Genomic DNA, 25,223 nt, shown 5'->3' with positions numbered 1-25,223 from the left:
CACAGCCTCATTCATGACCATCAGGTGAGGCCACCGGCAAACGCGTCGTCTTGCAGGATTTGGGGTAGATACCGCGCTGTGCGACACGTCCCCAGCTGATCTCGGCGCGGTTTTTTGCGGATGCCGAGATCGCAGCCCCGCGCGGGGTCTCAATCGGTCTGCAGCCGGGCCAAGAGCGCCTTGGCTGCCGTTTGCTCTGCCTGCCGCTTGGAGCCAGCCGTCGCCTCGGCGCTTTCGCCGCTCCTCAACTGGGCAGAAATAGTGAAAACCGGCGCGTGATCCGGTCCCTTTCGGCGCAGCTCAATGTAGTCGGGTGGCGGAAGCCCCCGCGCTTGCGCCCACTCCTGAAGTGCTGTCTTTGCGTCGCGCGCGTCGTCCTTGACCTCGCCGATCCGCGCGCCCCAGAGCCGGAGAACAACCGCGCGCGCCGCGTCAAATCCGGCGTCAAGATAGATCGCGGCAATCACCGCCTCCATCGCATCACCCAACAGCGCCTCTTTGCGCCGCCCGCCAGAAAGCATTTCGGAGCGCCCGAGCTTGAGCACCGCACCAAGGTCGATCTCGCGCGCCACATCGGCGCAGGCCTCCTTGCGCACCAGCGCATTGAATCGCGGCGCAAGTTGCCCTTCGGTCGCGCCTTTGTCCTGCGACAGCAGCGCCTCGGACATCACCAGCCCAAGCACGCGGTCGCCCAAAAACTCCAGCCTCTGATTGTCATCACGGTTGGGCGTGACCATCGACGAATGGGTCAGCGCCCGAATGAGAAGTTCAGTCGCAGTGAACTCATGCCCAAGCCGCGTCTGAAACGCCTTTATCTCGGCCGAAAGCTTCAATCCAACCTCTTGAAGAAGCGGTCGCTGCGCCAAGTCCAAAACGCCAACATGGAACGGCCTGCCGATGAGAACACCACCCGATTGGCCCGCCCGATCAGGTTCTCGTAGGGGACAAAGCCCACGCCGCCAACCGCCTGCGGAAAGCGCGAATCCGTGGAATTGTCGCGGTTGTCGCCCATGAAGAAGTAATGCCCGGCCGGAACGGTAAAGACGCCCGTGTTATCCGCCCGCTGATCGCCGATATTGAGGATCGCATGCGATCGGCCATTTGGCAAAGTCTCGATCTGACGCGATTTGATGCAATCGGCCCCTTCCCCCACCACGCCATTCTCGCAGCGCGGACGGATCCCCATTGGCCCTTGGCGAGCGAATTCTTCAACGAAATCACCGGCCGGTTCCAGCCCGACGGCGGCCTCGTTGATATGCAGCACGCCATCCTTCATTTGAATGCGATCCCCTGGCAGGCCAATGACCCGCTTGATGAAATCGGTGCCATCAGTCGGTTGCCGGAAGACGATTATATCGCCGCGCTCCGGCTCTGAGCCAAAAATCCGGGTGTTGTCGCCGTCGATGAAGCCGCAGATCTTTTGAGCATCGATATCGAGCCCCGCGAAGCGGATCGAGGGGCAGGAGGCGTAGGAATAGCCATAGGCCATCTTGTTGACAAAGAGGAAGTCACCGATCAGCAGCGTGTCCTTCATCGACCCTGAGGGAATCCAGAACGGCTGAAAGAAAAGCGTGCGGAACAGCCCCGCGATCACAAGGGCCCAGAACACCGTCTTGACGGTTTCCCAGATAGAGCTCGATGTCTTGCCTGTGGCGGCCATTCGGCGTCCTCCGCTATCTCTCCGGCGCTACATGCGGGGCCGGGGCCAAGGTGTCAAGCAGACCGTTCAACGGGCCGCGCCTCGATCACCACAAAGGCTTGCGCCCAAGGGTGATCGTCGGTCAATGTCACATGGATGATGGCCTCATGTCCCGGCGGCGTCATCTCGGCCAGACGTGTCGCGGCCCAGCCCGAAACCTGCATCACCGGCTGACCCGTGGGCAGGTTGGTGACCGCCATATCCTTCCACGCGATGCCCATGCGTAGTCCGGTGCCAAGCGCCTTGGAACAGGCTTCCTTGGCTGCCCACCGCTTGGCATAGGTGCCTGCCACGTCGGCGCGGCGCTCGGCCTTGGCCTGTTCTACGGGCGTGAAGACCCGGTTGCGGAACCGGTCACCAAACCGCTCGAGCGTGCGTGCGATCCGCTCGATATTCGCCAGATCCGTGCCAATCCCCAAGATCATCCCGTCACCCCCGGTGCAAAGAGCGGAAAACTTACCCCAAGCGCCCATGCGAGGATGAGACCAAGAGCCACACCTGCGCTCGTCCCCCCCGCCCGCGCCGCCACCCAACGGCCCATCAGCCCGAATATCAGGAAAAAGAGGAGGATCACCGGCGCAATCATCGCAAGAAAGAACAACCGCTCGGTGTCGAGCAGGATGGCCAGACCCAGCGAGAGTATAAACATCAACCGCGCGCCCAACCTCTGCCAGAGCGGCGCGCCGCGCGTCAGCACCGCATCCGCCAGCATGAACGGCAGCGCACCAAGGCTAAGCGCCGCGATGATCGTCAACCGCTCAGGTGTGGGCCAGAAATTCGCGCTATAGCGATGCAGAAAAAAGCCAAAGACGCCAAGGCCCCAGACCAGCAGCGCGAGCACCGCCACGGGCCGCAGCCGGTCAGGACGCAGCCCAAATCCCCAAAGGAGCGCAAGTTGGCAAACCCCGTAGAGCACCAGGTGCAGGACTAGATAATCCGCCACCAACACCGGCAGCAGCCGTGTTTCCACCTGCACCGCCAAGAGCGGCGCAAGAAGGGCTGGCACGCCAACCACGAGAGCGAACTGCCGCATCGAGAGCGTGGTCGGAACAGGCGGCGCGTGCTGCGGCATGCGCCGCGATAACGGCCAAGCCAGAGCCACTATCGCCCCCATCAAGACCATGATCCATGGGCCCGTGGCCCGCACCGCAACATCACTCTCGCGCCCATAGGCTGTATCGAGCCAATCAATCGCCTCGGTGCGCCCCACACGGCTATGCAGCACCGCCACATGCTCCGCCAAGGGGGCCACAACCGCGCGTCGGGTCACGTCCCCCGACTGCACTGTCTCACCCTCGCCCGCGCCGGGCGTGACCATCGCCACCGTGTCGCGGGCAAAATCACGCAATCCCGCCTCCCACGCGCCGCTGATCAGCAAGAGGTTATCCGGCGCAATGGCCGTCACCGCCTGAGAAAACGCAGATATCGCCACCACCGGCCCAACCCGGTCCTCCTCAAGCGCGGTGCGGATGATGATATCGGTCGCCATGGAATGTCCCAAGAGCGCGACCTCGCCTGGGTAGCCGTCTTGCGCCACCGCCGCCTCGACCACGCGGCGCGTTTGCTCAACCAGAAGTTGCGTCGTGCCGTCGATGCGCGTCACATCGCCTGACATCGGCACGCGGTTGCGCCCATGCCCTTCGAAATCAAACGCCCAGACCCGGTATCCCGCCCGCGCCAGATCAAGGCTATAGGCCTGCATCATCTGCCGCGACCCGGCAAAGCCATGCGCCACGACAACCACCGGCCCGTCAGCACCGGGCTGCGCATAACGCGTCACCGGCGTGTCAGAGACCGTAAAGCTGGTGATTTCCACCCCGCGCCGCTGCCCTTCTAGCTGCCAGAGCGCGAGGGCGGCGACGCATAGCAGGGCTATGACGCGAAACATCAACCTTGCCTCATTGAGAGGCCGACGACCGAAGCAGCGACACACCCGCCGCACCAAGCAACAGGCCGACCGTCGCGTCAATCCAGCGGCGCGCGCGCAGATAGCCCCGCATCATCACCCCGGTTGAAAAGAGCGCGACCCAAACAACGTAATTGATCAACCCGATCAAACCACAGAGCAGCATGAGCGGCAGAAACTCCTGCCCGCTGCCGCCAATCCCCAGTGACAGCGTCGCCATCCAGGCAAAGACAGCCTTTGGGTTCGAGAGGTTCAGCATCAGACCAGACCAGAACAGGCGGCGCGGTGCGGCGCGGACAGCCATCGTGCTGTTTCCAAGCCGCGCGGCCCGCAAGGAGTGCAGGGCCAACCAGAAAAGATAGCCCGCGCCCAGAATTTTGAGGATACTCAACGCCCATCCGCTAGATTGCAGGACGGCCCCAAGCCCCATCGCGGCCAGCATCCCCCAGAAAAAGAGACCGAGTCCCAGACCAAGCGCAAACCGCATGCCCTTGGCCCGACCCGCAGCCATCGCCACACTTGCCGCCGCAAGATTGGCTGGCCCCGGAGAGGCCGCGATGACGGTAAAGGCAAGCGCGGCGGAGAGAAATCCCAGCGGCTCAGCCATCGCGCGCCTCGTCCATCAGTCGCCGCATTTCGGAAATCGCTGGTTGCAATCCGCGAAAAATCGCCTCCCCAATCAGGAAATGCCCGATGTTGAGCTCCATCACCTCGGGAAAGGCTGCGACCGGCTTCACGGTTTCATAGTTCAAACCATGCCCCGCATGCACCTCAAGCCCCAGCGAATGGGCATAGGCCGACATTTCGCGCAGCCCCTCCAACTCACGGTCTCGGGCCTCAAAATGCCCCTCGGCATGGGCGTCGCAATAGGCGCCGGTGTGCAATTCGATCACCTCGGCCCCGATCCGGTGCGCGGCGTCAATCTGGCGTTTGTCGGCAGCAATAAAGATCGACACCCGGCAACCTGCCGCACGCAATGGTGCTAAGTAATGCGCCAGCCGGTTTTCCTCGCGTGCCACTTCCAGCCCGCCTTCGGTCGTGCGCTCCTCGCGTTTTTCCGGCACGATGCACACCGCATGTGGCTTATGCCGCAGGGCGATACGCTGCATCTCCTCGGTCGCCGCCATCTCAAAGTTGAGCGGCACCGTCAGCACCTCCATCAACCCATCAATGTCTGTGTCCGAGATATGCCGCCGGTCCTCGCGCAGATGCGCGGTGATGCCATCCGCCCCGGCCTCTTCGGCCAATTTCGCGGCGCGCAAGGGATCAGGATAGGCCCCGCCACGTGCATTGCGCACTGTGGCCACATGGTCGATATTGACGCCAAGGCGTAGCTTCTTTCCTGCCGACATCGGCCTCTCCCGTGATTGATCCGCGACTCTAGACATAACCTAGTCTGGTTTTCGCGCCTCGTCAGCCTTGTGCGCCTGTTTTTCCTTGGCGATCTTTTTTTCCTTCATCGCTGTCCATTTTGCCTTTAGGACGCCCTTGCGTCGGTGCTGATAGGCGGTGATCACAGGCAGGCTGATGTAATAGGCCGCAAGCGCCGTCACGATTCCCGGCACGATGCCCCCCACCAAATACGGCAAGAACACCTCGTCATAGAATACTTTCAGGTTATGCCAATCTGCCGTGTGATCCATGAAGATGGCAAGAAAGTTGTTCTTGAGGTCATCGCCCGCATCGAGAAACTTGCCCCCGAGCGAGCGGCTGATTTCATCCTCTGCCAGCGTGGTGCGACCAAGGATCGCGTGCCCCGTCTGAAGCGAAATCACCCCAATCGGCACATAGGTCAGCGGATTGCCAAAGAACGTGCCCAACAAGGCCGCAGGGATATTGCCGCGCAGAATGAGAGCAATCGTGCCCGCGACAATGAAGTGCAGACCGTAGAACGGCGTGAACGTGGTGAAAACCCCGGCAAATATTCCGCGAGCGATACGCTCGGGTGGATCAGGCAGGCGGTGCAGCCGGTGTTTGACATAGGTAAATGCGCGCGCCCACCCGCCTTTGGGCCAGAAAAAATCGGCTATCACCTTCCACAAGGGGCGTCTGTCACGACGTTTGAAAACCACTTGTGCGGCTCCTAGGGTTAATGGCTCAGCCCGCCCCCACGCGGGACGGATCTCGATAGCGCTCTACTGCGGCGACATCGCTTTCCGCATCTAGCGCCGAGAGCACGCCGTGCAAATGCTCGGCATCGCGCAACTCGACATCAATCAATAGACGATAGAAATCCGGTTTCCGGTCAACGAATGTCAGATCCGAGATATTGGCCTTCTGCTCGCCGATCAAGGTGCAAATCCGCCCCAGCACCCCGGCATCGTTGCCAATGGTGAGGTCAAGTGTCACGTCATAGGCTGCCGGATGCGTACCGGTGTGCCAATGCAGGTCCATCCAACGATCCGGCTGTTGGTCATATTGCGACAGGGTCTCGCAGTCGATGGCATGAATCACCACACCGCGCCCGCGATAGGTGATGCCGACAATCCGCTCGCCCGGCAAAGGCTGGCAACAGCGCGCCCGCTCAAAGCTCTGATCCGCCCCAAGGCCGATCACCGCGCGGTCACGCGTCACCTCATTCCCCGCCTCAGGCACCAGATCCGGGTAAACGGCGTTCAGCACCTGATGCGCAGTCAATTCGGCGCTGCCCAATCGCGCGCGCACCTCATCGGCGTTTTTCAGGCGCAGCGTGCGCGCGGCGGCTTCGAGTGCCTTGTCGGTTGCCTTTTTGCCGACATGCTCAAAGGCCGAGCGCGCCAATTCCCGCCCGAGTTTGATATAGCGGTCGCGGTCCAGTTCGCGCAGGGCGCGGCGGATGGCAGCGCGCGCCTTGCCGGTGGTGGCAATATCAAGCCAAGTGGCTTGCGGCGTCTGCCCGTCAGCGGTGATCACCTCGACCGATTGGCCGTTCTTGATCCGCGTCCAGAGCGGCACGCGCATGCCGTCCACCTTGGCCCCAACGCAGGCATGGCCGATCCGTGTATGAATGGCATAGGCAAAATCAATCGGTGTCGCCCCGCGCGGCAACTTGATCACATCGCCTTTGGGCGTGAAACAAAACACCTGATCCGCATACATCTCGAGCTTGACCGCCTCGAGAAAATCCTCGTGATCCTCTTCGGCGTCGAACTGTTCGCTGACGGAGGAAATCCACTTGGCGGGATCTACGGCAAATGGGTTCTCGGAGCGCACCCCGTCGCGATACGACCAATGCGCGGCCACTCCCGTTTCGGCCACGTCATGCATTGCCTGCGTGCGAATCTGCACCTCGACCCGCTTGCCATCGCGGCCCGACACAGTAGTGTGAATGCTGCGATAGCCGTTGGATTTTGGCTGGCTGATGTAATCCTTGAACCGCCCCGGCACGGCACGCCACCGCTGATGGATTGCCCCCAGAGCGCGGTAACAGTCATTCTCGGAGCGGGTAATCACGCGAAAGCCATAGATATCCGACAGGCGTGAAAAGCCCATCTCCTTTTCCTGCATCTTGCGCCAGATCGAATACGGTTTCTTGGCACGGCCAAAGACATCGGCCATGATCCCGGCCTTGTCCAACTCGTGCCGCATATCGCTGGTGATCCGTTCGACCACATCGCCGGTTTCGCGTTGCAGGGTAATGAAGCGGCGGATGATGCTGGCCCGGGCCTCGGGGTTGAGCACCCGAAACGCCAGATCTTCCAGTTCTTCGCGCATCCACTGCATACCCATGCGGCCCGCCAGCGGCCCATAGATATCCATGGTCTCGCGCGCCTTTTGCGCCTGTTTGTCCGGGCGCATGGCCTTGATTGTGCGCATGTTGTGCAGGCGGTCGGCGAGTTTGACCAGAATGACCCGCAAATCCTTGGACATCGCCATGAACAGCTTGCGGAAATTCTCGGCCTGTTTGGTCTCGGAACTCGAGAGTTGCAGATTGGTCAGCTTGGTGACGCCATCCACGAGATCGGCCACTTCACGACCAAACTTGTCTGCGACAATCTGATAGGACGCTTTGGTGTCCTCGATTGTGTCATGCAAAAGAGCGGTGATGATCGTCGCATCATCCAGCCGTTGCTCAGTCAGGATCGCAGCCACGGCAACAGGATGGGTGAAATAGGGCTCGCCCGAGTGACGAAATTGCCCCTCATGCATCGCGCGGCCAAAATCATAGGCCGCGCGAATGAGAGCCTCGTCTGTGCGGGGATTGTAATGGCGCACCAGCGTGATCAGGTCGTCAACGGCGATCATCTGCTATACGCCTTGGCTGAGCGGGCAACGAGGGTCGAGGCTCAGCCCTGACCCTGTGCTTCCATCAGGGCGCGCAGCAGCTTTTCCTCCGACATGTCGTCGGTGTCGGGCTTGTCCACGTCGCCACCCATCAAGAGGGCCATGGAATCCTCTTCCGGTTCATCCACCTCAATCTGGGTCTGATTCGATTCGATCAGACGCTCACGCAGGTCGTCCGCCGACTGGGTTTCCTCGGCAATTTCGCGAAGCGCCACGACCGGGTTCTTGTCGTTGTCGCGATCCACCGTCAGCGGCGATCCGGACGCAATTTCGCGGGCACGGTGTGCAGCAAGCATCACCAGATCAAAACGGTTCGGAACCTTGTCAACGCAATCTTCTGTGGTAACGCGGGCCATACGACCTCCGGAAGGGTTAGGGGCAGATTTTAAGAAGCCTTGTATTTAGGCTGTCAAGCCGGGATTTACAAGCAGAGAATCAAAGCACTTTCACCTCATCCCGCTGGGCTTGCGGCAGGTCGTCCAACATCTGCCGTACCGTGCGCCCCAAGACCGGATGCACCCAATCCGGGGCCACATCCGCCAACGGCACCAGCACAAACGCGCGCTCGTGAACGCGCGGATGTGGCAGGATCAGATGGTCGGGTGCTCGCGCCTGCTGCGCCTTGAGCGAGAGACCGCGCCACGCCTCGAATCCGGCCCGGTCCGGCAGGATTTGCGGTCCGATGGCGATCAGATCAAGGTCGAGAGTACGCTGTCCCCACCGGGTGTCCCGTCTCCGCCCAAACGCCGCCTCGACCCGGTGCAAGAGGGCCAGCACGGCCTCTGCCGGGCCGGGGTAGCGCAGGACTGCCGCCGCATTGACGAAATCCGGCCCCGCCCCCGCAGGGAAGGCAGGGGTGCGAAAATAGCGGCTGACCGCGAGGATTTCAGCCCCGTTCTCGCGCAAGAGCGCAAGCGCGTCCGACAGGGTAACGTCGGGGCTCACCTCGCCGAACGGCAAGTTTCCACCCATGGCGATCAAGCAGTGTTGATCTAACGTCATCAGACTCATATCCTTTCAGGATGTAACATGCACTTGCATGCAGAATTCGAAACCCCTAATTCATCGAGTTACTTGTTCTGCCTTCATCACTCACACCACTCACCACTCCCAGGCATGACATGACCATTCGGAAGGACATTTAAGATGTTTTACAAGGACGAGCGTTTGGCCTTGTTCATTGATGGCTCAAACCTTTACGCGGCTGGCAAGGCGCTTGGGTTTGACATTGATTACAAGTTGCTGAGATCCGAGTTCATGCGTCGCGGCAAATTGCTGCGCGCCTTTTACTATACCGCCCTGCTTGAGAATGACGAGTATTCGCCAATCCGGCCTTTGGTCGATTGGTTGCATTACAACGGCTATTCCATGGTCACCAAACCGGCCAAGGAATATACCGACAGCCAAGGACGCCGCAAGGTCAAGGGCAATATGGATATCGAACTGACCGTGGATGCGATGGAACTCGCGCCGCGCGTCGATCATATCGTGCTCTTCTCGGGCGATGGCGATTTTCGCCCTCTGGTCGAGAGCCTTCAGCGTCAGGGCGTGCGCGTCTCGGTCGTGTCGACCATCCGCAGCCAACCGCCGATGATCTCGGATGAATTGCGCCGCCAGGCGGATAATTTCATCGAATTGGCGGATCTCAAGGATGTCATCGGCCGCCCGCCGCGTGACGTTCCGAGTGACCGACAAGAGGCCTATGCCGAACAGGAGTGATCTCCCGAGCTGGCCTTTCAGTACCGCCCGGACCTGTCACGCATGATCGTGATGGATTCGGGCGTTTTCGCGCAATTGGCCGGGTTGTTCATGGCAGCCTTTGGCGCGGCAACCATCCTGCCCTTTCAATCCGAAGTGGTGTTTGTCGGGCTGCAACTGGCTGGCACGGTATCACTCACGTGGCTTATCGTTGTGGCCAGCATTGGCAACACGCTGGGGGCCGTGGTCAATTATGTCATGGGCAGAGGAATCGAGCGATTTCGACATCGGCGCTGGTTTCCGGCAACTGACACGCAGATGGCGCGCGCTCAGGGCTGGTACGCGCGATGGGGCGTCTGGACGCTGCTGCTCAGTTGGGCCCCCTTGGGTGACGCTTTTACGGTGATCGCCGGGGTCATGCGCACACCGATCTGGCTCTTCGTGCTACTCGTTACTCTGGCCAAGACCGGGCGCTATGTCGTGCTCGCGTGGATCACGGCGCAGGCAACCGGGTGAGCTTTAACCCGAGGATATGACTGCAGAGGAACGGGTGGGCGCTTGGCCCAGCCGTTCAATCGGGTTGAAAGATCACGCCGGCGCGCAGGGCTTTGAGGGTGCGCCACAGAAGACCAGCGATGATCACGCAGAGGACCGTGAGAAGGGCAAGGCCGATCAGGAGGTGTCCCGGAGAGCCGACTTCCTTTGCATAGGTGAAGCTCGCGATGGTGACGCCTGCCATGGGAAAACTGAGCGCCCAGAAGGCCAAGGAAAACTGCAACTTCAAGAGCTTGGGGAGTTGCACCGCGACAATAAGCGTAAAGAGATAGGCGCAATTGAGCAGCACGCGGGCAAAGGGATCGACGCCGCCCACCAGTTCCACCCAAGCGAGAAATCCCACTGAGGGCGGGGCGATCAGGATGACCAGAGAGGGTTGCAACCGCTCTGGCAAGGGATCGTGAAAAATCAGCCGGTTCATCACAAGCGTGAGCAGGACAATCCAGAAGATGAGGCCGACGCTGGTGAAGAACCAGCTTATTTCCGGGTAGCCGAGTGGCACCCCGGCGATGGCCACGATCACATTGCCCACCGCCGGGATGAACCATGCCGGTGAGAGGTGGCCATGTTGGAACGCGCGGGCGCTGATCCAGCCGCTGACAACGGCGAGGGTGAGGACCAGTTGCATTGGCACGGCGATGAGCCACATCACATGGGCAATCCCCGGTGCCGGGGCGAGCATGACGATCGACATCAGCACCAAGGCGATGGAAATTGCCGGAAAGAAGGCGAGTTTGACTGGGTGACGCCATTCGGCGGCCACGGCAGCGGGGTGGCGCAGCGCCTTGGCGAGATATGCAAGCGCCACGGCGGCAAAGACCACCATAGAAAGCAAATGCGCCGCCCAAGAGGCGGAATGGCCAAGCCCCAAAGCCGCCTCGCCCGCACGGAGCGCGAGGGTAAAGCCGCAAAGGCCCATGACAATGGTAAAGAGCGTCACCGGCACATATTGCAGGCGGCCTTGGTCTGGTTCGGTCATGGGGTCTACTCTGCGGCGGTGATGGTCAGGTGCAGGGGGGCGAGACCGTCGATCTCGCCCAAGAGTGTGTTGCCGGGCAGCACGGGGCCGACGCCTGCGGGCGTACCGGTGTAAATCAGGTCGCCGGGGGCGAGGTGATAAAAGCGCGACAGGTGGGCGATGATCTCGGGGACCGACCAGATCATGTCGGCGAGTGTCGCCTCTTGCACGGTGCGCCCGTCCACCGAGAGGCGGATGGCCTGATCGGCGATGTCGCCAAATTCGGCTTTGGGGGTGAGCGCCGAGATGATTGAGGCGTTCTCGAAATCCTTGCCGATGTCCCAGGGGCGGCGTTTTTCCTTGGCGACACCTTGCAGGTCGCGGCGGGTGAGGTCGATGCCGCAGGCATAGCCATAGACCGCATCCATCGCATCAGCCGCGCTGACGCGAAAGGCGGGGGCGCTGAGCGCCACGACGAATTCCATCTCGTGATGGCAATCCGAGGTTTCCAGCGGATAGGGGATGCTGGCGCCGCTGAGGCACAGGGTTTGTGGCGCTTTGTTGAAATAGAACGGCGCTTCGCGGTCTACCTCATTGCCCATTTCAAGCGCATGGGCGGCATAGTTGCGCCCGACGCAGAAGATGCGCTGCACCGGGTAGCCCTGATCCGTGCCGGTGATCGGCACGAGCGGCGGTTGGGGCAGGGAAAACAGCGGTTGGGTCATCGGGGCCTCCGGGGCAAGCGATTGAATTCGCGCCCGTTATGCGCGCCGATTTCACCCTTGTCAAAGCGGGTTCAGGCGACGCGGCGGCCCTGTGACCAGACACCGCGCAGCGCTGGCGCGCCGCTGCGCAGGCGAAAGCGGATCAGGTCTGCGCGTGCGCCGGTCCTGAGCGTGCCGCGATCCGCCAGACCCACTGCGCGGGCCGGATTGGCGGTGACGGTGGCGAGGCCCCGCGCCATATCGCCCCAGCGTGCGCCCAGTTGCACCGCACCGAGCAAGAGCGCGGAGGGCACGTAATCCGACGACAGGATGTCAAGATAGCCGACGTCCGCCAGTTCCCCCGCCGCGACATTGCCGGAATGCGAGCCGCCCCGAATGAGGTTGGGCGCGCCCATGATGACCGCGATATCGTGGCTGTGACAGGCTCGCGCCGCCTCGACCGTGGTGGGAAATTCGGCCAGCCGGATGCCATAGCCGCCGGACACCGCCACCTGTTCGGCGGTGGTGTCATCATGGCTGGCCAGCACCGCGCCATAGCGGGCGGCGTGGGCCACCGCCGCCGCTTCGTGGCGCGCGCCATTGGCGGCGCGCAGAGCCCTGAGTTGCGCCACATGTTCGGCGAATTCCGCATCCGAGAGGGCGTGTTTGCCCTTCATGTATTCCTCGAGCTTGGTCAGGTCGCGGAATTGGCGCTGCCCCGGCGTGTGGTCCATCAGGCTGACGATGCCGACGCGGTCTTGCGCGCCGAATTGCTCCATTTCCTCTTCCAGCGTTTCCGAGCAGACCTCGGCGCGCAGGTGCAGAAAATGGCTGATCTTGAGCGCATCCTCGGCGCGCAGGCTGAGCAACTCATCGGCCAGACCACGGGCATATTTGCTATAGCGCCCGACGCCGGTGGGGATTGAGCCCACGCGCATCGCGTCAAAGACGGTGGTGATGCCCACGCTGGCCAGTTCCGCATCATGGGCGAGGATGGCGGCATTATGCGGCCAATCGACCTTGGGGCGGGGTTGGATGTGCCGCTCCAGATTGTCGGTGTGCAGCTCGATCAGGCCGGGGGCGAGGTAATCGCCGCCACAATCGACCGCACCGGGCGGCACGGCGGTGCCGCTGTCGATGGCGGTGATTGTACCGCCCCGAAGGTGGAGCGCGCCGGGCATCACCGCATCGGGCAGGATGAGGAGGGCATTGGCGAGAATGATGTCTTCTGTCATTGGGATGTCACGCTTTCTTGGCACGTCACGGCAACCCGACGAGAGACCTCATGGATTTTCACCGCTACGCTGTTTATTTCACGCCCCCCGAGGGGGAACTTGCCTCCCTGGGCGCGGCGTGGTTGGGGTGGGATTGCGCGCGGCGCTGTGCCGTCGCGCATCCCGAGGTGCCAGGCCTGCCCGCGCCGGTGGCCGAAATCACCGAGACCCCACGCAAATACGGTCTGCATGCGACGATCAAGCCGCCCTTTGCCTTGGCCGAGGGGCAGGGAGAGGCGGGATTGATTGGGGCGTTCGAGCGGTTTTGTGCAGGGGAGGCGGCGGTCACGCTGGCGGGGCTGGAGATCGCGGCTCTGGGGCGGTTTCTGGCATTGGTGCCGGTGGGAGATCAGGGTGGGCTGAACGGGTTGGCGGCACGGGCCGTTGCGGCGTTCGAGCCGTTTCGCGCGCCCTTGACCGAGGCACAATTGGCGCGGCGTCGGGCCGGGGGGCTGACGCCTGCGCAAGACGCGCACCTGTTGCGTTGGGGCTATCCCTATGTGATGGAAGAGTTCCGATTTCATATCACGTTGACCGGCAAGCGGCCAAAGGCGGAATTGCCCGTGATCAAGGCGGCGCTTGACGCGCGGCTTGGCCCGATTGTGCCGCGTCCGTTCCAGATCGACGCGCTGTCGCTGGTGGGCGAGGATCGGCAGGGGCGGTTTCATGTGCTGCACCGTCATACCTTGACCGCATAGATTGCTTTGAGCGCGGTTTTGGTGAGCCGGGGGAGGGCTGCGTCGGTGTCGAGCGTGATCACGGGACCCACGCCCTCGGGGAGGGCCAGATCGGCGCCGCTCAACCGCTCGGCAATATCGGTATGGGTTTCGCGACCGCGCCCGGCGAGGCGGGCAGCCAATACCTCGGAGGTAGCGGTCAAATGCAGGATGACAAAAGGCTGAAACCGCGCCTGTGCCTCGGGCAGCACGCTGCGCGACAGGTTCACCAGCAGATCGCGCCCCGCCGCCAGATCAAGGCAGATCCCCACCGGCACGCCGTAGCGTAGCCCGTGCGCACGCCAATGCAGGGCAAAACCGCCCTCCTTGAGCCGGGCGTCGAATTCGGTCTCGCTCACGGCCTCATGGCCCTCGCCTTCGGGGTCCGGGGCGCGGGTGATGACGCGGCGGGCGCGGCGCAGACCGGGGTGGCCTGCGATCATGGCGCGCATCAGCGTGTCCTTGCCCACGCCAGAGGGGCCGACCACGGCGATGAGGCGGCCCCGCGTCATGCCGCGCGCGCCGGGGTAAAGGTGGCGACGTCCACCTCTCGGTCGCAGACGCGTGCGCGTGCGGCCTCGTCGTGGAAAATGCCGATGATGGCCGCGCCGCGCGCCTTGGCCTCTTCGATCAGGGTCAGGACGACCTCGCGGTTGGTGGCATCAAGGCTGGCGGTAGGCTCATCCAGCAGGAGGGCGGGAAAGTCATGGGCAAAGCCGCGTGCGATGTTGACACGCTGTTGCTCGCCGCCGGAAAACGTCGTGGGGCTGAGCGACCAGAGCCGGCCGGGGATGTTGAGGCGCGCCAGCAGCGCCTCGGCGCGGTCGAGCGCCACATCGGGCGGGGTTCCGAGGATCAGGAGCGGTTCTGCCACCACGTCGCGTGTCGGCACGCGGGGCACGACGCGCAGGAACTGGCTGACATAACCCAGGGTGTGACGGCGGAGTTGGATGATCTCGCGCGGGGTGGCGCGGGCGACATCGGTGTCCCCCACCATGATCCGCCCGGTGTTGGCACGGTAATTGCCGTAGATCATCCGCATCAGGGTGGATTTGCCCGCGCCCGAGCTGCCGGTGAGCGCCACACATTCGCCGGGGGCGGCATTGAGATGCGCGCCCACCATCACCGGAATGATCGCGCCACCCTGATTGTGCAGGGTGAAGCTCTTGCTCAGGCTGTCAATCTCGATCATTGCCGGGTCTCCATGGGGTTAAAGCCAGCCGCGACGGCGGAAAAGCCAGAGCGGCACCAGCGCCGACAGCGCCATCAGCCCCAAGGCCAGCGGATAGCCGAAGGGCCAGGACAATTCTGGCATCACCTCGAAATTCATCCCGTAGATGGACGCCACGAGGGTGGGCGGCAGAAAGGCCACCGCCGCGACCGAGAAAATTTTGATGATGGCATTTTGCTCGATTGTGATGAGGCCAAGCGCTGCATCCAGCATGAAGCCGGTTTTCTGTTGCAGATAGCCCGCCTGTTCGGTGATCGTGCGCACATCGCGATATTGCGATTTCAGCGCGCCGCGCAGTGGCTTGGCGCCGCGCCGTGCCTCCATCACCGGCATGAGAAAGCCCAGCAGGCGCTCCAGTGTCATCAGGCTCTCGCGGATTTGCATGACGCGCCCGTCGGCCTGACCGATGTCGCGCAGGGCGGTGCGATAGGCCTCGGTATTGAGGGGTTTGTCGCCAAAGATGCGTTTGGAGAGCGCGTCGATGTCGCGCCCGGTCTGTTCGATGATATCGGCCAGTCGGTCGATGATTTCCTCGATCAAACCGATTAGCACTGCCTCTGTGCTGGCGCAGCCGTAAGAGGATTTCCCGGCCTTGTCGGGAAAGGTGGTAAAGGGGCGCGGGGTGTGGTGACGCAGTGTCACCAGCCGGTCGGCCATGAGCACGAAAGACACCGGGCCGACGATGGTTTCGCCCGCGTCATTGCGCGCAGGCAAGAGGGCTGTCATCACCGGCACGCCGTCCTCAAGATAGAGGCGGGAGGATTGCTCGATCTCGTCCTGATCCTCGCGGCTGGGCAGGGCGATGCCCAAACGCCCCGACATTTGCGCGAGTGCCTGTGCGTCGGGTGCGAGCATGTCGATCCACAGCACAGGCGCGCCGTTCAGGTCTGGCACCGGATGCAATCCGGTCTCGTGTTTGGCATAATAGGTGATCATGCTCTGCTCCTGCACATGGCGTCAGACCTGCAATACGCTGGAAACAAGCAGTTGCGTATAGCCGTGTTGCGGATCGTCGAGCACCTGATCGGTCAGGCCGTCTTCGACCACAAAGCCATCTTTCATCACCATCAGCCGGTCGGCGAGCAATCGCACCACCGCCAGATCATGAGTGACGATAATGGCCGAGAGGCCCATTTCGCGCACGAGGCCGCGCAAGAGATCGAGGAGCCGCGCCTGCACGCTGACATCAAGCCCGCCGGTGGGTTCATCCATGAACACCAGACGCGGGCCGGTGACGAGGTTGCGGGCGATTTGCAGGCGTTGCTGCATGCCGCCTGAAAACGCCTGCGGTTTGTCATCGACGCGGTCGGCGGCAATTTCGACCCGGCCCAGCCAGTCAATCGCCTGTGCGCGGATATCACCATAATGCCGCGCGCCCACGGCCATCATCCGTTCGCCCACATTGCCACCGGCGCTCACCCCCATGCGCAGCCCGTCGCGGGCGTGCTGATGGACAAAGGCCCAATCGGTGCGCATCAGCATCCGCCGTTCAGGTTCGGACATGGTGAGCGTGTCGCGGGGCCCGTGGCCGTGCGTGTCAAAGATGACCTCGCCCCGGTCGGGGGGCAGATGCCCGGCAAGGCAGCTCAGAAGCGTGGATTTGCCTGATCCGCTCTCGCCGACAATGCCCATCACCTCGCCGGGGTAGAGATCAAAGCTGACGCCCTCGCAGCCGCGCCGGGACCCGTAGAATTTGGCGAGATCGCGGACTTGCAGAAGGGGGGTCATGCGGTGGCCTCTTCATAGGGGGCGCCTTGGGCACCGATATGGCCCGCTGCGCGGCGGGCGCGGCAATAATCGGTGTCTGAGCAGACGAACATGCGCCCGCCCGCATCATCCATGATCACCTCGTCGAGATAGCTGTCAGCGGCCCCGCAAAGGTCGCAATCATGCGCGGCCTTTGTGGGCTCGAACGGGTGATCCTCGAAATCGAGACTGACAACCTTTGTATAGGGCGGCAGGGCATAGATGCGCTGTTCGCGCCCTGCACCAAAGAGCTGGATCGCGGCCATGCTGAGTTTGGGGTTGTCGAATTTGGGGATCGGTGAGGGGTCCATGACATAGCGCCCCTCGACCTTGACCGGATAGGCATAGGCGGTGGCAATCGCGCCATGCTGGCTGATATCCTCGTAGAGTTTCACATGCATGAGGCCATATTCCTCAAGCGCGTGCATCTTGCGGGTCTCCACCTCGGAGGGTTCGAGAAACCGCAGCGGTTCGGGGATCGGCACCTGATAGACTAGGATCTGATCCTCGCTCAGGGCCTCCTCGGGGATGCGGTGACGGGTCTGGATGATGCTGGCCCGTGCGGTTTCCTCGGTGGTGGCGACACGCGCGGTTTTCTCAAAGAATTTGCGGATCGAGACCGCGTTGGTGGTGTCATCGGCCCCTTGGTCGATCACCTTGAACGTATCGCCGGGCGTAAGACAGGCGGCAGAGACCTGCACGCCCCCCGTGCCCCAGCCATAGGGCATCGGCATCTCGCGGCTGGCAAAGGGCACCTGATAGCCGGGGATTGCCAATGCCTTTAGAATGGCGCGGCGGATCATCCGCTTGGTCTGCTCATCGAGATAGGCAAAGTTGTAATCGGTCATAAGAGCCCCCGGTCGCGCAGGTCTGCATGCAGGCCCTCGGGCCCGGTGAAGTGATGCGCCTGCCAGCCTGCGGCGCGGGCACCGGCCACGTTGCTGGCGCTGTCGTCAATGAAATAGCACTGCTCCGGCGCGGCATCGGCGCGGGTGCAGAGGAGGTCGAAAATCTCACGGTCGGGTTTGACCATACGCTCATGCCCCGACACGACGATCCCCTCAAAGAGCGTGGTCAGGTCGGGATGCAGGTGCCGCGCCTCGGGCCAGGTATCGGCTGAGAAATTGGTGAGCGCCCAGAGACGATAGGCGCGCACCTTGAGGTTTGCGGCAATGTCCCATGACCCTTGGATGCGGTCGCGGATGGTCAGGCCGAAGCGGTCGAAATAGCCGTTCATCAGGGCGGCATGTTCTGGCCAGCGGGCGGCAATCGCCGCCACCGCCTCGGCGCGTGGGCGGCCCCTGTCCTGCTCATAGTTCCAGTCATAGAAGCCGACCTCGTCCAGCAGCGCGTCAATCTCGGCGTCGCTGGCAAAGGCATGGCGAAAGGCCGCCTGCGGGTCCCAGCGCAAGAGGACATTGCCGATGTCAAAGACGATGAGGGTCATCGGCGCCCCTGCTTTTTCTTGGCAAAAATACTCATTCCGCCGCCTCCCGATGCGCCGCGCCCTCTGCCTCGCGGCGGAGTTTGCGCACCAGTTCCAATTCGCTTTGGAAATCGACATAATGCGGCAACTTGATATGCTCCAAAAAGCCGGTGGCCTGAATATTGTCGGCATGCATGAGGACGAATTCCTCATCCTGCGCGGGCGCGCCCTGGTCCTCTTCGCCGAGTTCGCGCCAGCGTAGGGCGCGGTCCACCAGCGCCATGGCGATGGCCTTGCGTTCGGTCTGGCCAAAGACCAGCCCATAGCCCCGGGTGAATTGTGGCGGTTCGGTTTTGGAGCCTTTGAACTGGTTCACCGTCTCGCATTCGGTGAGAGTGATTTCGCCCAGTTCGATGGCGAAACCCAGTTCTGGAATGTCCATTTCCACCGCCACCGCGCCGATGCGCAACTCCCCCACAAAGGCGTGGTTGCGGGCATAGCCGCGCTGGGTGGAATAGGCGAGCGACAGGATGAACCCCTCGTCGCCGCGCGTGAGCGCCTGAAGCCGCAGCGCACGGTCTGCGGGCAATTGCATCGGTTCGCGGGTGAGGTCGGGGGGTGTCCTGTCGCTCTCGGGTTCCTGTTGTATGAGCCCCTCACGGTCGAGATAGCCCATGATATGCGGCGTGGGGCTGGGGGTGGGCGTGGCTGTTGACGCCTCGGGCGTCTCGCCCTCTGCCGCCAGTTTGAAATCCAAGAGGCGATGGGTGTAGTCAAACGTCGGACCCAGAACCTGACCGCCCGGCGCATCCTTGAACGTGGCCGAGATGCGCCGGTCACAGCGCATAGCGGCGGTGTCCACCGGGTTAGAGGCCCCAAACCGGGGTAGGGTGGTGCGATAGGCGCGGATGAGGAAAATCGCCTCGATCAGATCACAGCGCGCCTGTTTGATGGCGAGCGCGGCAAGGTCGGGATCATAGAGCGACCCTTCGGCCATGACGCGGTTGACCGCGAGGCTGAGTTGTTCGCGGATCTGCGCCACGCTGAGTTCGGCCACGTCCGTATCGCCGCGCCGCTCCTCGGCGAGCCAGGCATGGGCGTTGTCGATGGCGCGTTCGCCGCCTTTGACTGCGACATACATCTAGAGGCCCTCCACGCGGGTTGAGCGCGGCAGCGCCGCGAGGTGGTTCTTGCAGGTAAAGAGGAAATCCAGCCCCAAAGGATAGAGCGCGGTGTTCTGCTGAAAGGCGGCGATGTCGGGCAGCGACAGGGCGGCGGTTGTTGCGATGCCGGGCCCGGTCAGGCGCGCGCCGGTTTGGCTGAGCTGTGGCATCTCGACGATCAGGGTGGTGGAGCGGTCGGGATATTCGGCGGTGCCGATGGGATAGGAATCGAGCGGCAAAAGCGCCTGCCACGTGCCAAGCGCAAAGCTGGCGCGGGCGCGCTCGACCAGCGGCGCGCCGGTGTGAAAGGTGATCCAGTCGCGAACGGCCGAAGTATCGGCCGCGCCCGCCAGATGCACCGGCGTTTCGGGATCACAAAGGGTGAGGATCACAGCCCCAGCGGCGTTTGAGAGCGGCGCGGGGGGCCGAGCGCCCGTGATCTGCTCAATGGTGCCGGGGCGGGCCATGGCACGCATCACCGCGCGAAATGCCTCTGCCGATTGGGTTGGTGTATCGGCAAAGCCGCCGGTCAGGGCCTCGGTCTGCATCAATCCTCTCCTCGCACAAGGGTGAAGAAATCGACCTTGGTCGCGGCGGCGTGGGCCGCGCGGGTCTGGCGGCGGGTGGTCTCTGCCTCGGCCAGAGGGTCGAGGATATGGGCGCGGATCATCGCTGCCTCGGCCCCATGCATCAGCGCGTCAATCAGAGCGGCCTCAGTCGCGTGGCGTTTGTCGCGACCCTGCACATAGCCGTGGCCGACGCGACCGTCGCCCAGTTGCAGGGCGCAGCGGGTGACGGTCATCTCTCCCAAGTTGAAGGCAGTCCCCGTGGCCCCGGCGCGGCCCCGCACCATGACGCCGCCCACTTCTGGGGCGCGCAGATAGGCGTGATCGGGGGTCAACCCCGTTTCAGACCAGAGCCTGTGCAGATCCTCGGCGGGCGCGCGCGCCAAGAGGCCCATCCAGCCCTTGCGTTCGGTTTCTTTGCTCATGCGGGTCCCTTGCTGGACATCTTGCGAAGTTGTCGATATAACTATACAACTAGACAAATCTATACGCGAAACCCCGGCCCCTAGCAAGCCAGTCAGCAATGAAACTTATGTGACATGCCTCGAGAAAAACCCGATGCCCTGTGGCGGGCGATCCATGACAGTCTGAGCGATGACATCGCGGCAGCGCGCTATGGCCCCGGGGACAAGCTCCCGACCGAGGCGGTGCTGGCGACGCGTTTTGGCGTCAACCGCCATACGGTGCGCCGGGCGTTGGCGGCCTTGGCCGAGGCGGGAGTGATTTTTAGTCGGCGCGGGGCGGGGGCTTTTGTCGCGCATCGTCCGACCGAGTATCCGATTGGCCGACGGGTGCGGTTTCATCAGAATTTGCAAGCCGCCGGGCGCCTGCCGACCAAGGAAATCCTCGCCCTTGAGACGCGCAGCGCCGATGCCGCCGAGGCAGAAGCGCTGAGGCTCGCGCCGGGGGCGATGGTGCATGTCTGTGACGGGCTGTCGCTGGCAGACGGCGTGCCGGTGGCGGTGTTTCGCAGCAGCTTTCCGGCGGCGCGGTTTCCCGGCCTGCCCGAGGCGCTGAGGCGGCTGACATCGGTGACGGCTGCGCTGGCCGCAGAGGGAGTCGCGGATTTCACCCGCGCCTCGACCCGGCTCAATGCGAAACTGGCCAGCCCGATGCAGGCGGTGCATCTGAGCCTCAGCCCCGGCGCACCGATCCTGCGCACGATTGCGGTCAATGTGGATCCAGAGGGTTGGCCCATTGAATATGGCCGCACTTGGTTTGCCGGGGACCGGATCACGCTGACGCTTGCGGATTTGTGAGAAAGTGCGGTTTGTCACGGGCCTGTCATCTGGTGAGCCTATCAGCGAGGCTATTGCACCTGCCTTTTTCATGCTATGATTTCAGCATCCCAAGGCGGCCCCACAAGGCCGCCTTTTTGCTCGCTCAACCGCCGTGCTTTTCGAGGAATGCCTCGGCACTCAGGCTGCGGAAATCGTCAAGGCTATGGCGCAGCCGAGTGTGATCCCACTCCCACCACGCCAAGGCCATCATGCGGTCGGCCAGAGCGGGTGCGAGGCGAGGGCGCAGGGGCTGGGCTGGCACGCCCGCGACGATCGTATAGGGGGCCACGTCATGCGTCACCACCGCCCCGGCGGCGATCACCGCGCCATGACCCACAGTGATTTCGGGCTTCACTTGCGCATTATGGCCGATCCAGGTGTCATGGCCGATCCGCGCCACCCGCGCGCGGCGTTTGTCGAACCAATCAATGTCGTCAGCTGCATCGTCCCAATAGCTGGCCGAGCGATAGATGAAGTGGTGCAGGCTGGCGCGGTCGAGCGGGTGATCGGTTGCCCCCACCCGGGCAAAGCTGGCGATATTGGCGAATTTGCCGATTTCGGCATTGGCGAGGTCACAGGACCGGTCGCAATAGGAATAATCCCCCATCGCCACATGCGCGAGGCGGCTGCCGCGCCCGATCTCTGTATAGATGCCGAATTCGCAATCTGTGATCTCGCACTCGGGGTGGATCAGGGCTTTGTCGGCCTGCAATCGGGGCATGGCGCGCTCCATAAGGGTTTTGGGCCTCCGGCGGGAGTAGTTGATCCAAGAAAAAGCAAGCAGGTTACCTTTTCTTGGATCAAATACTCAAATTCCGCCCTCTCAATGCCCGCCGTCATTCGAGGTGATGAGCTTGCGGCGCAGCCATCCTGACACCGTGTCCATCAGCATCACCATCAGCAGAATGAGAATGATGTAATAGCTGACCTCTTCCCAATCTTTTTGCGTGATCATGGCCTGTGTCAACAAAAGGCCGATCCCGCCGCCGGTGATCGCGCCGATGATGGTGGCGCTTCGGGTGTTGGATTCGAGGTAATAGAGTAACTGGCTGAGCAGGACGGGGGTGATCTGGGGGATCACGCCAAAGCGGTAGCGTTGCAGCGGCTTGGCCCCCGTCGATTGCACGCCTTCGATCTGTTTTTTGTCGACGTTCTCCAGCGCTTCGGAGAAGAGTTTACCAAAGGTGCCGGTGTCGGTCAGCAGGATGGCCAGCGCGCCGGTCATCGGGCCGGGGCCAAAGGCGCGGGCCAGAACCAGTGTCCAGATCAGCGCATCGACCCCGCGCAAGAGGTCAAATACCCGTCGGACGGCGGAGCGCACCGCCATGAAGGGCGAGAAGTTGCGCGCAGCGGCAAAAGCCAGCGGGAGCGCCACCAGCCCCGCCCCCATGGTGCCGAGAAAGGCCATGAGGATCGTCTCGAAGATGGCCCACATGACATCCTTGTGTTGCCACATGCGATTGTTCCAGACGTCATGCGCCATGGCGGCGAGGTTGCTCTTACCGTCGACAATCCGGTCGGAGGAGACTGCAAGCGCTGCCAATTCACCCAGGCTCTTGCCATAAAACGGGCTGTCGAGGGTGAACCAGAAGAGTTCCCAGCCGAAGTGATATCGCATGACCTCGGTGCGCGCCCGTGTCAGGGTCACGCGGCCTGCATCGGTGGTGATATCTACGCGGGCCTCGCTGGCGCTGATCCAGTCGGGGATTGTGTCGCTGGGCAGGTCGAGCATGACGCCGTCGCGGCGCGTGACCTCTGCTGTGATCAACCCATAGCCCGGCACATCGTAGCGCATTGTGTTGCCGTCGAGCAGCACCTCTTGGCCGTATTTTAGGGTAACAAGTGTGCGTTCGGGGCTCTGGATATCGACCCAATCGGGGCTGGTGCCGTCGGGCCATGTTCCCTTGTTCTCGCCTTCGACCGCGATGCTGAGCGCGCCGCTGCGGTTGTCACGGGTCACATGGGTCTTGTAGCTATAGCTGTCGGCGACGAGAATCTTGGCGTTGTCCAATCGCGCGCGCTCGGCGAGACCCATGATGTCGAAGGCAAAGAAGATATAGGCGAAATAGGCGAGGATCACCGCAGGGAATGCAAAGGCCAGCCGCCGCTTGCGTTCAAAGTGCGCTGTGGCATCAAAGTGGGTGGGAGTGATGTCGGTCATCATGCTCATGGTCTTAGCCCTCGCCGATCAGCTTGTTGCGGAAGTGGCTGGAAATCTGGTCGAAGAGCACGATGGTTCCAAACAGAAGCAGAAAGATCGCGGCCACCTCGTCATAGCGTCCCTGTCCCCAACTGAAGGCGTTTTTGAGGTCATAGCCGATGCCGCCGGAGCCCACGAAACCGAGGATGGCGGAGGCGCGGATGTTGATCTCGAACCGCAGGAGGGCGTAGCTGAGATAGTTCGGCGCGACCTGCGGGATGACGCCCAGCCACATACGCTGGCCCCATGTCGCGCCCACCGATTGCAGCCCCTCGACGGGTTTGAGGCTGGCGTTTTCATTGACTTCGGAAAAGAGTTTGCCGAGCGCGCCCGTTGCGTGAATAGCGATGGCGATCATTGCCGGCACCGGGCCGCCGCCCAAGATAAAGATCAGCACGAGGGCGATGACAATCTCGGGCACCGCGCGCAGGACGTCCATGATCCGGCGAAAGACCCCGATCAGGCGTGGCCATTTGGCAAGGCCGCGCGTGGCCAGAAGCGAGATCATCACCGCGAAGATCGCCCCGAGCAGGGTGGAGGCCGCCGCGATGTTCACGGTCTCGATAAGAGACGGCAGGAATTTCCAGATCAGCCCCGGCAAGTTGGCGATTTTCTCAGCCGCTTCAGACAGCACTTCGCCGGGGAACTGAAAGATATTGCCGATCCCGTCCCAGAAGCCGCCCGCGTTGCGCGCATCGGCCACCTGAAAGCCGGACACCATCAGAGCCACGAAGACGATCAGCATCACCGCGCCATAGGTGCGTTTGCGGCGGGTCATCTCCATGTAGGCGGCTTGCACGGATTGCACGCGCGCGGCGGCCTGTCCTGCGGTCAGATCGGTCATAGCTGTCCCCCGTCATGCGAAACCGGGCCTGCGGCGATGCAGGCCCGGTCTGGTGTCAGCCGCTTAGGCTTAGTTCGAGGCCTTGCGCGCCTCGATGATCGAGAGATAGGCGTCGTGGTTGATCGGCTGGAAGCCGAGCGCCTCACCGGCCATGAAGTTATAAGCGCAATCGGCGTCCATATAGGGCAGCGAGGCAGTCAAGGTGGTGATGTCAAGCTTGACGCGTTCGGGCAGGGATTTGCGCAGCACGATGGGGCCTTCGGGGATAGGCTTCGACTTCCAGATCTCGACGATCTGGTTCATGTCGACGAGGCCTGCATCGGCAGCCTTGCGCAGCGCGCCCGAGTTGTAGCCGTCTTCCCACGCGCCCATGCCATCGGCCCAAGTCACGCCGGCGTCAACATCGCCATTGGCGACGGCAACGATGGTCTGCTCATGGCCACCGACGAACTTAACCTCACCGAAGTAATCGCCCGAGTCCATGGTTGCGCCGATCTCGACGGGGATCTCGATCGAGGGGATCAGGTAGCCGGAGGTCGAGTTGGGATCGCCAAAGGCAAAGACCTTGCCCTTCATGTCTTCGAGCGAGCTGATGTTCCGATCCTTGCGGGCAAAGCCGACGGCATAATAGCCGTAGGATTTGTCGAGGTTGGTCTTGACCATGATCGGCTCGACCGCCTCGGGGTCCGTGAGATAGGCCTTGGCGTAAGCGGAGGCCCCGAGCCAGGCCATGTCGAGCGTGCCGCCCAAGAGGCCCTGAATGACGCCGTCATAATCGGCGGGGGTGAAGAGCTTGACCGGCACGCCGAGCAGTTCTTCGGCCTTGGCGCGGTAGCATTCGTTCGACGACATGCGGTCCTGTGCGTTTTCGCCGCCCAGAATGCCGATGCGGAATTCTTCGATCTTAGCTTGGCTGTGGGTGTCGGCAAAGGCCGCGCCGCTGAGCGCGGTGGTTGCGAGAATGGCAGCAACGAGGTTCTTCATGGATTTTTCT

At 62.6% G+C, this 25,223-nt stretch carries 30 protein-coding genes; 4 read left to right on the top strand and 26 right to left on the bottom strand.

The genetic code is table 11. The features are described from left to right. Positions 1-149: 149 nt before the first annotated feature. From rnc to folK, 10 genes are all read right to left on the bottom strand, one after another. Positions 150-833 carry a ribonuclease III gene (gene rnc / locus VR71_RS07405; protein ID WP_045682499.1) on the bottom strand — a complete coding sequence of 228 codons (684 nt, stop codon included), beginning with the start codon at positions 831-833 and terminating at the stop codon, positions 150-152. After that, positions 830-1,660, bottom strand: coding sequence for a signal peptidase I (gene lepB, locus VR71_RS07400; protein WP_045682497.1), 831 nt, complete (start codon positions 1,658-1,660; stop codon positions 830-832). Before lepB ends, rnc begins: the two co-directional genes overlap by 4 nt. A gap of 53 nt (positions 1,661-1,713) precedes the next feature. Continuing rightward, a complete protein-coding gene (acpS, locus tag VR71_RS07395) occupies positions 1,714-2,124 on the bottom strand; it encodes a holo-ACP synthase (protein WP_009815722.1) in 411 nt (136 codons plus the stop codon). Beyond that, positions 2,121-3,587 carry an alpha/beta fold hydrolase gene (locus tag VR71_RS07390; protein ID WP_045682495.1) on the bottom strand — a complete coding sequence of 489 codons (1,467 nt, stop codon included), beginning with the start codon at positions 3,585-3,587 and terminating at the stop codon, positions 2,121-2,123. The genes acpS and VR71_RS07390 overlap by 4 nt, the downstream gene beginning before the upstream one ends. Positions 3,588-3,597: 10 nt before the next feature. After that, on the bottom strand, positions 3,598-4,212 hold the full coding sequence (locus tag VR71_RS07385; RefSeq protein WP_045682493.1) for a LysE family translocator: 615 nt from the start codon (positions 4,210-4,212) through the stop codon (positions 3,598-3,600). Next, positions 4,205-4,957, bottom strand: coding sequence for a pyridoxine 5'-phosphate synthase (locus VR71_RS07380; RefSeq protein ID WP_045682491.1), 753 nt, complete (start codon positions 4,955-4,957; stop codon positions 4,205-4,207). The genes VR71_RS07385 and VR71_RS07380 overlap by 8 nt, the downstream gene beginning before the upstream one ends. 39 nt (positions 4,958-4,996) lie before the next feature. Then, the gene (locus VR71_RS07375) at positions 4,997-5,677 is read right to left on the bottom strand and encodes a DUF2062 domain-containing protein (RefSeq protein ID WP_040650268.1); all 681 of its coding nucleotides are present in this window, start codon (positions 5,675-5,677) and stop codon (positions 4,997-4,999) included. 25 nt (positions 5,678-5,702) lie between these two features. Beyond that, positions 5,703-7,829 (bottom strand): bifunctional (p)ppGpp synthetase/guanosine-3',5'-bis(diphosphate) 3'-pyrophosphohydrolase, encoded by a 2,127-nt coding sequence (locus VR71_RS07370; RefSeq protein ID WP_009815717.1) that lies wholly within the window; start codon positions 7,827-7,829, stop codon positions 5,703-5,705. Between the two features lie 41 nt (positions 7,830-7,870). Next, on the bottom strand, positions 7,871-8,224 hold the full coding sequence (rpoZ, locus tag VR71_RS07365) for a DNA-directed RNA polymerase subunit omega (RefSeq protein ID WP_009815716.1): 354 nt from the start codon (positions 8,222-8,224) through the stop codon (positions 7,871-7,873). Between the two features lie 79 nt (positions 8,225-8,303). Next, a complete protein-coding gene (gene folK, locus VR71_RS07360; protein WP_045682545.1) occupies positions 8,304-8,870 on the bottom strand; it encodes a 2-amino-4-hydroxy-6-hydroxymethyldihydropteridine diphosphokinase in 567 nt (188 codons plus the stop codon). 144 nt (positions 8,871-9,014) lie between these two features. Between folK and VR71_RS07355 the strand changes: the two genes are divergently transcribed. Next, positions 9,015-9,587, top strand: coding sequence for an NYN domain-containing protein (locus VR71_RS07355; RefSeq protein ID WP_009815714.1), 573 nt, complete (start codon positions 9,015-9,017; stop codon positions 9,585-9,587). Positions 9,588-9,629: 42 nt separating this feature from the next. Then, complete coding sequence (locus VR71_RS07350) at positions 9,630-10,082, top strand: YqaA family protein (RefSeq protein ID WP_045682489.1); 453 nt, start codon at positions 9,630-9,632, stop codon at positions 10,080-10,082. 55 nt (positions 10,083-10,137) lie between these two features. On the opposite strand, the gene VR71_RS07345 is transcribed toward VR71_RS07350, so the two are convergent. The 3 genes from VR71_RS07345 to VR71_RS07335 form a co-directional block, all read right to left on the bottom strand. Next, complete coding sequence (locus VR71_RS07345) at positions 10,138-11,100, bottom strand: SLAC1 anion channel family protein (RefSeq protein WP_045682487.1); 963 nt, start codon at positions 11,098-11,100, stop codon at positions 10,138-10,140. A 5-nt stretch (positions 11,101-11,105) separates the two neighbouring features. Further along, entirely contained in the window at positions 11,106-11,804 is a 699-nt protein-coding gene (locus VR71_RS07340; RefSeq protein ID WP_045682485.1) for a fumarylacetoacetate hydrolase family protein, read from the bottom strand. Positions 11,805-11,875: 71 nt separating this feature from the next. Then, positions 11,876-13,018 (bottom strand): alpha-D-ribose 1-methylphosphonate 5-triphosphate diphosphatase, encoded by a 1,143-nt coding sequence (locus VR71_RS07335; RefSeq protein ID WP_045682483.1) that lies wholly within the window; start codon positions 13,016-13,018, stop codon positions 11,876-11,878. 50 nt (positions 13,019-13,068) lie between these two features. Here VR71_RS07335 and VR71_RS07330 point away from each other — a divergent pair, with 50 nt between their 5' ends. Then, on the top strand, positions 13,069-13,755 hold the full coding sequence (locus VR71_RS07330; protein WP_045682481.1) for a DUF1045 domain-containing protein: 687 nt from the start codon (positions 13,069-13,071) through the stop codon (positions 13,753-13,755). On the opposite strand, the gene phnN is transcribed toward VR71_RS07330, so the two are convergent. From phnN to phnG, 9 genes are read right to left on the bottom strand one after another with little or no spacing between them, the layout of a single operon-like run. Then, positions 13,737-14,285 carry a phosphonate metabolism protein/1,5-bisphosphokinase (PRPP-forming) PhnN gene (gene phnN / locus VR71_RS07325; protein ID WP_009815708.1) on the bottom strand — a complete coding sequence of 183 codons (549 nt, stop codon included), beginning with the start codon at positions 14,283-14,285 and terminating at the stop codon, positions 13,737-13,739. The two genes, VR71_RS07330 and phnN, sit on opposite strands and share 19 nt — an antisense overlap. Next, entirely contained in the window at positions 14,282-14,965 is a 684-nt protein-coding gene (gene phnL / locus VR71_RS07320; protein WP_009815707.1) for a phosphonate C-P lyase system protein PhnL, read from the bottom strand. The genes phnN and phnL overlap by 4 nt, the downstream gene beginning before the upstream one ends. A gap of 18 nt (positions 14,966-14,983) precedes the next feature. Next, complete coding sequence (locus tag VR71_RS07315) at positions 14,984-15,940, bottom strand: magnesium transporter CorA family protein (protein ID WP_009815706.1); 957 nt, start codon at positions 15,938-15,940, stop codon at positions 14,984-14,986. A 21-nt stretch (positions 15,941-15,961) separates the two neighbouring features. Continuing rightward, positions 15,962-16,732, bottom strand: a complete 771-nt coding sequence (phnK, locus tag VR71_RS07310) for a phosphonate C-P lyase system protein PhnK (protein ID WP_045682479.1) — start codon at positions 16,730-16,732, stop codon at positions 15,962-15,964. Continuing rightward, complete coding sequence (locus VR71_RS07305) at positions 16,729-17,598, bottom strand: alpha-D-ribose 1-methylphosphonate 5-phosphate C-P-lyase PhnJ (RefSeq protein WP_009815704.1); 870 nt, start codon at positions 17,596-17,598, stop codon at positions 16,729-16,731. The genes phnK and VR71_RS07305 overlap by 4 nt, the downstream gene beginning before the upstream one ends. Further along, on the bottom strand, positions 17,595-18,197 hold the full coding sequence (locus VR71_RS07300; RefSeq protein WP_045682477.1) for an HAD family phosphatase: 603 nt from the start codon (positions 18,195-18,197) through the stop codon (positions 17,595-17,597). The genes VR71_RS07305 and VR71_RS07300 overlap by 4 nt, the downstream gene beginning before the upstream one ends. 31 nt (positions 18,198-18,228) lie before the next feature. Beyond that, complete coding sequence (locus tag VR71_RS07295) at positions 18,229-19,317, bottom strand: carbon-phosphorus lyase complex subunit PhnI (RefSeq protein WP_045682475.1); 1,089 nt, start codon at positions 19,315-19,317, stop codon at positions 18,229-18,231. Beyond that, positions 19,318-19,887: a phosphonate C-P lyase system protein PhnH gene (gene phnH / locus VR71_RS07290; protein ID WP_045682473.1), complete on the bottom strand. Its 570-nt coding sequence runs from the start codon at positions 19,885-19,887 to the stop codon at positions 19,318-19,320. Continuing rightward, positions 19,887-20,330, bottom strand: coding sequence for a phosphonate C-P lyase system protein PhnG (gene phnG / locus VR71_RS07285; protein WP_045682471.1), 444 nt, complete (start codon positions 20,328-20,330; stop codon positions 19,887-19,889). The genes phnH and phnG overlap by 1 nt, the downstream gene beginning before the upstream one ends. 114 nt (positions 20,331-20,444) lie before the next feature. On the opposite strand from phnG, the gene phnF reads away from it, so the two are divergent. Next, positions 20,445-21,164: a phosphonate metabolism transcriptional regulator PhnF gene (gene phnF, locus VR71_RS07280; protein WP_045682469.1), complete on the top strand. Its 720-nt coding sequence runs from the start codon at positions 20,445-20,447 to the stop codon at positions 21,162-21,164. A 124-nt stretch (positions 21,165-21,288) separates the two neighbouring features. Here phnF and VR71_RS07275 read toward each other — a convergent pair whose 3' ends face one another. The 4 genes from VR71_RS07275 to phnD form a co-directional block, all read right to left on the bottom strand. Next, a complete protein-coding gene (locus VR71_RS07275; RefSeq protein WP_296430051.1) occupies positions 21,289-21,906 on the bottom strand; it encodes a chloramphenicol acetyltransferase in 618 nt (205 codons plus the stop codon). A gap of 102 nt (positions 21,907-22,008) precedes the next feature. Beyond that, on the bottom strand, positions 22,009-23,355 hold the full coding sequence (gene phnE, locus VR71_RS07270; RefSeq protein ID WP_045682464.1) for a phosphonate ABC transporter, permease protein PhnE: 1,347 nt from the start codon (positions 23,353-23,355) through the stop codon (positions 22,009-22,011). A gap of 4 nt (positions 23,356-23,359) precedes the next feature. Beyond that, positions 23,360-24,229 (bottom strand): phosphonate ABC transporter, permease protein PhnE, encoded by an 870-nt coding sequence (gene phnE, locus VR71_RS07265; RefSeq protein WP_045682462.1) that lies wholly within the window; start codon positions 24,227-24,229, stop codon positions 23,360-23,362. Between the two features lie 69 nt (positions 24,230-24,298). Next, positions 24,299-25,213, bottom strand: a complete 915-nt coding sequence (phnD, locus tag VR71_RS07260; RefSeq protein ID WP_045682460.1) for a phosphonate ABC transporter substrate-binding protein — start codon at positions 25,211-25,213, stop codon at positions 24,299-24,301. Positions 25,214-25,223 lie beyond the last annotated feature (10 nt).

The organism is Roseovarius sp. BRH_c41, assembly GCF_000961715.1.
Lineage (GTDB): Bacteria > Pseudomonadota > Alphaproteobacteria > Rhodobacterales > Rhodobacteraceae > Roseovarius.
This window is presented reverse-complemented; position numbering and strand designations above follow the sequence as displayed.

What these genes read in the sequence shown, in the direction of transcription:
- phnK (WP_045682479.1), bottom strand. Translation starts at nt 16,732, where the DNA reads ATGACCCCCCTTCTGCAAGTCCGCGATCTCGCCAAATTCTACGGGTCC.
- rpoZ (WP_009815716.1), bottom strand. Translation starts at nt 8,224, where the DNA reads ATGGCCCGCGTTACCACAGAAGATTGCGTTGACAAGGTTCCGAACCGT.
- phnE (WP_045682462.1), bottom strand. Translation starts at nt 24,229, where the DNA reads ATGACCGATCTGACCGCAGGACAGGCCGCCGCGCGCGTGCAATCCGTG.
- lepB (WP_045682497.1), bottom strand. Translation starts at nt 1,660, where the DNA reads ATGGCCGCCACAGGCAAGACATCGAGCTCTATCTGGGAAACCGTCAAG.
- VR71_RS07370 (WP_009815717.1), bottom strand. Translation starts at nt 7,829, where the DNA reads ATGATCGCCGTTGACGACCTGATCACGCTGGTGCGCCATTACAATCCC.
- folK (WP_045682545.1), bottom strand. Translation starts at nt 8,870, where the DNA reads ATGACGTTAGATCAACACTGCTTGATCGCCATGGGTGGAAACTTGCCG.
- acpS (WP_009815722.1), bottom strand. Translation starts at nt 2,124, where the DNA reads ATGATCTTGGGGATTGGCACGGATCTGGCGAATATCGAGCGGATCGCA.
- VR71_RS07305 (WP_009815704.1), bottom strand. Translation starts at nt 17,598, where the DNA reads ATGACCGATTACAACTTTGCCTATCTCGATGAGCAGACCAAGCGGATG.
- VR71_RS07335 (WP_045682483.1), bottom strand. Translation starts at nt 13,018, where the DNA reads ATGACAGAAGACATCATTCTCGCCAATGCCCTCCTCATCCTGCCCGAT.
- VR71_RS07295 (WP_045682475.1), bottom strand. Translation starts at nt 19,317, where the DNA reads ATGTATGTCGCAGTCAAAGGCGGCGAACGCGCCATCGACAACGCCCAT.
- VR71_RS07355 (WP_009815714.1), top strand. Translation starts at nt 9,015, where the DNA reads ATGTTTTACAAGGACGAGCGTTTGGCCTTGTTCATTGATGGCTCAAAC.
- phnH (WP_045682473.1), bottom strand. Translation starts at nt 19,887, where the DNA reads ATGCAGACCGAGGCCCTGACCGGCGGCTTTGCCGATACACCAACCCAA.
- VR71_RS07300 (WP_045682477.1), bottom strand. Translation starts at nt 18,197, where the DNA reads ATGACCCTCATCGTCTTTGACATCGGCAATGTCCTCTTGCGCTGGGAC.
- phnL (WP_009815707.1), bottom strand. Translation starts at nt 14,965, where the DNA reads ATGATCGAGATTGACAGCCTGAGCAAGAGCTTCACCCTGCACAATCAG.
- VR71_RS07330 (WP_045682481.1), top strand. Translation starts at nt 13,069, where the DNA reads ATGGATTTTCACCGCTACGCTGTTTATTTCACGCCCCCCGAGGGGGAA.
- VR71_RS07315 (WP_009815706.1), bottom strand. Translation starts at nt 15,940, where the DNA reads ATGATCACCTATTATGCCAAACACGAGACCGGATTGCATCCGGTGCCA.
- phnD (WP_045682460.1), bottom strand. Translation starts at nt 25,213, where the DNA reads ATGAAGAACCTCGTTGCTGCCATTCTCGCAACCACCGCGCTCAGCGGC.
- phnN (WP_009815708.1), bottom strand. Translation starts at nt 14,285, where the DNA reads ATGACGCGGGGCCGCCTCATCGCCGTGGTCGGCCCCTCTGGCGTGGGC.
- phnF (WP_045682469.1), top strand. Translation starts at nt 20,445, where the DNA reads ATGCCTCGAGAAAAACCCGATGCCCTGTGGCGGGCGATCCATGACAGT.
- phnE (WP_045682464.1), bottom strand. Translation starts at nt 23,355, where the DNA reads ATGAGCATGATGACCGACATCACTCCCACCCACTTTGATGCCACAGCG.
- VR71_RS07350 (WP_045682489.1), top strand. Translation starts at nt 9,630, where the DNA reads ATGATCGTGATGGATTCGGGCGTTTTCGCGCAATTGGCCGGGTTGTTC.
- phnG (WP_045682471.1), bottom strand. Translation starts at nt 20,330, where the DNA reads ATGAGCAAAGAAACCGAACGCAAGGGCTGGATGGGCCTCTTGGCGCGC.
- VR71_RS07340 (WP_045682485.1), bottom strand. Translation starts at nt 11,804, where the DNA reads ATGACCCAACCGCTGTTTTCCCTGCCCCAACCGCCGCTCGTGCCGATC.
- VR71_RS07380 (WP_045682491.1), bottom strand. Translation starts at nt 4,957, where the DNA reads ATGTCGGCAGGAAAGAAGCTACGCCTTGGCGTCAATATCGACCATGTG.
- VR71_RS07385 (WP_045682493.1), bottom strand. Translation starts at nt 4,212, where the DNA reads ATGGCTGAGCCGCTGGGATTTCTCTCCGCCGCGCTTGCCTTTACCGTC.
- VR71_RS07345 (WP_045682487.1), bottom strand. Translation starts at nt 11,100, where the DNA reads ATGACCGAACCAGACCAAGGCCGCCTGCAATATGTGCCGGTGACGCTC.
- VR71_RS07275 (WP_296430051.1), bottom strand. Translation starts at nt 21,906, where the DNA reads ATGCCCCGATTGCAGGCCGACAAAGCCCTGATCCACCCCGAGTGCGAG.
- VR71_RS07390 (WP_045682495.1), bottom strand. Translation starts at nt 3,587, where the DNA reads ATGTTTCGCGTCATAGCCCTGCTATGCGTCGCCGCCCTCGCGCTCTGG.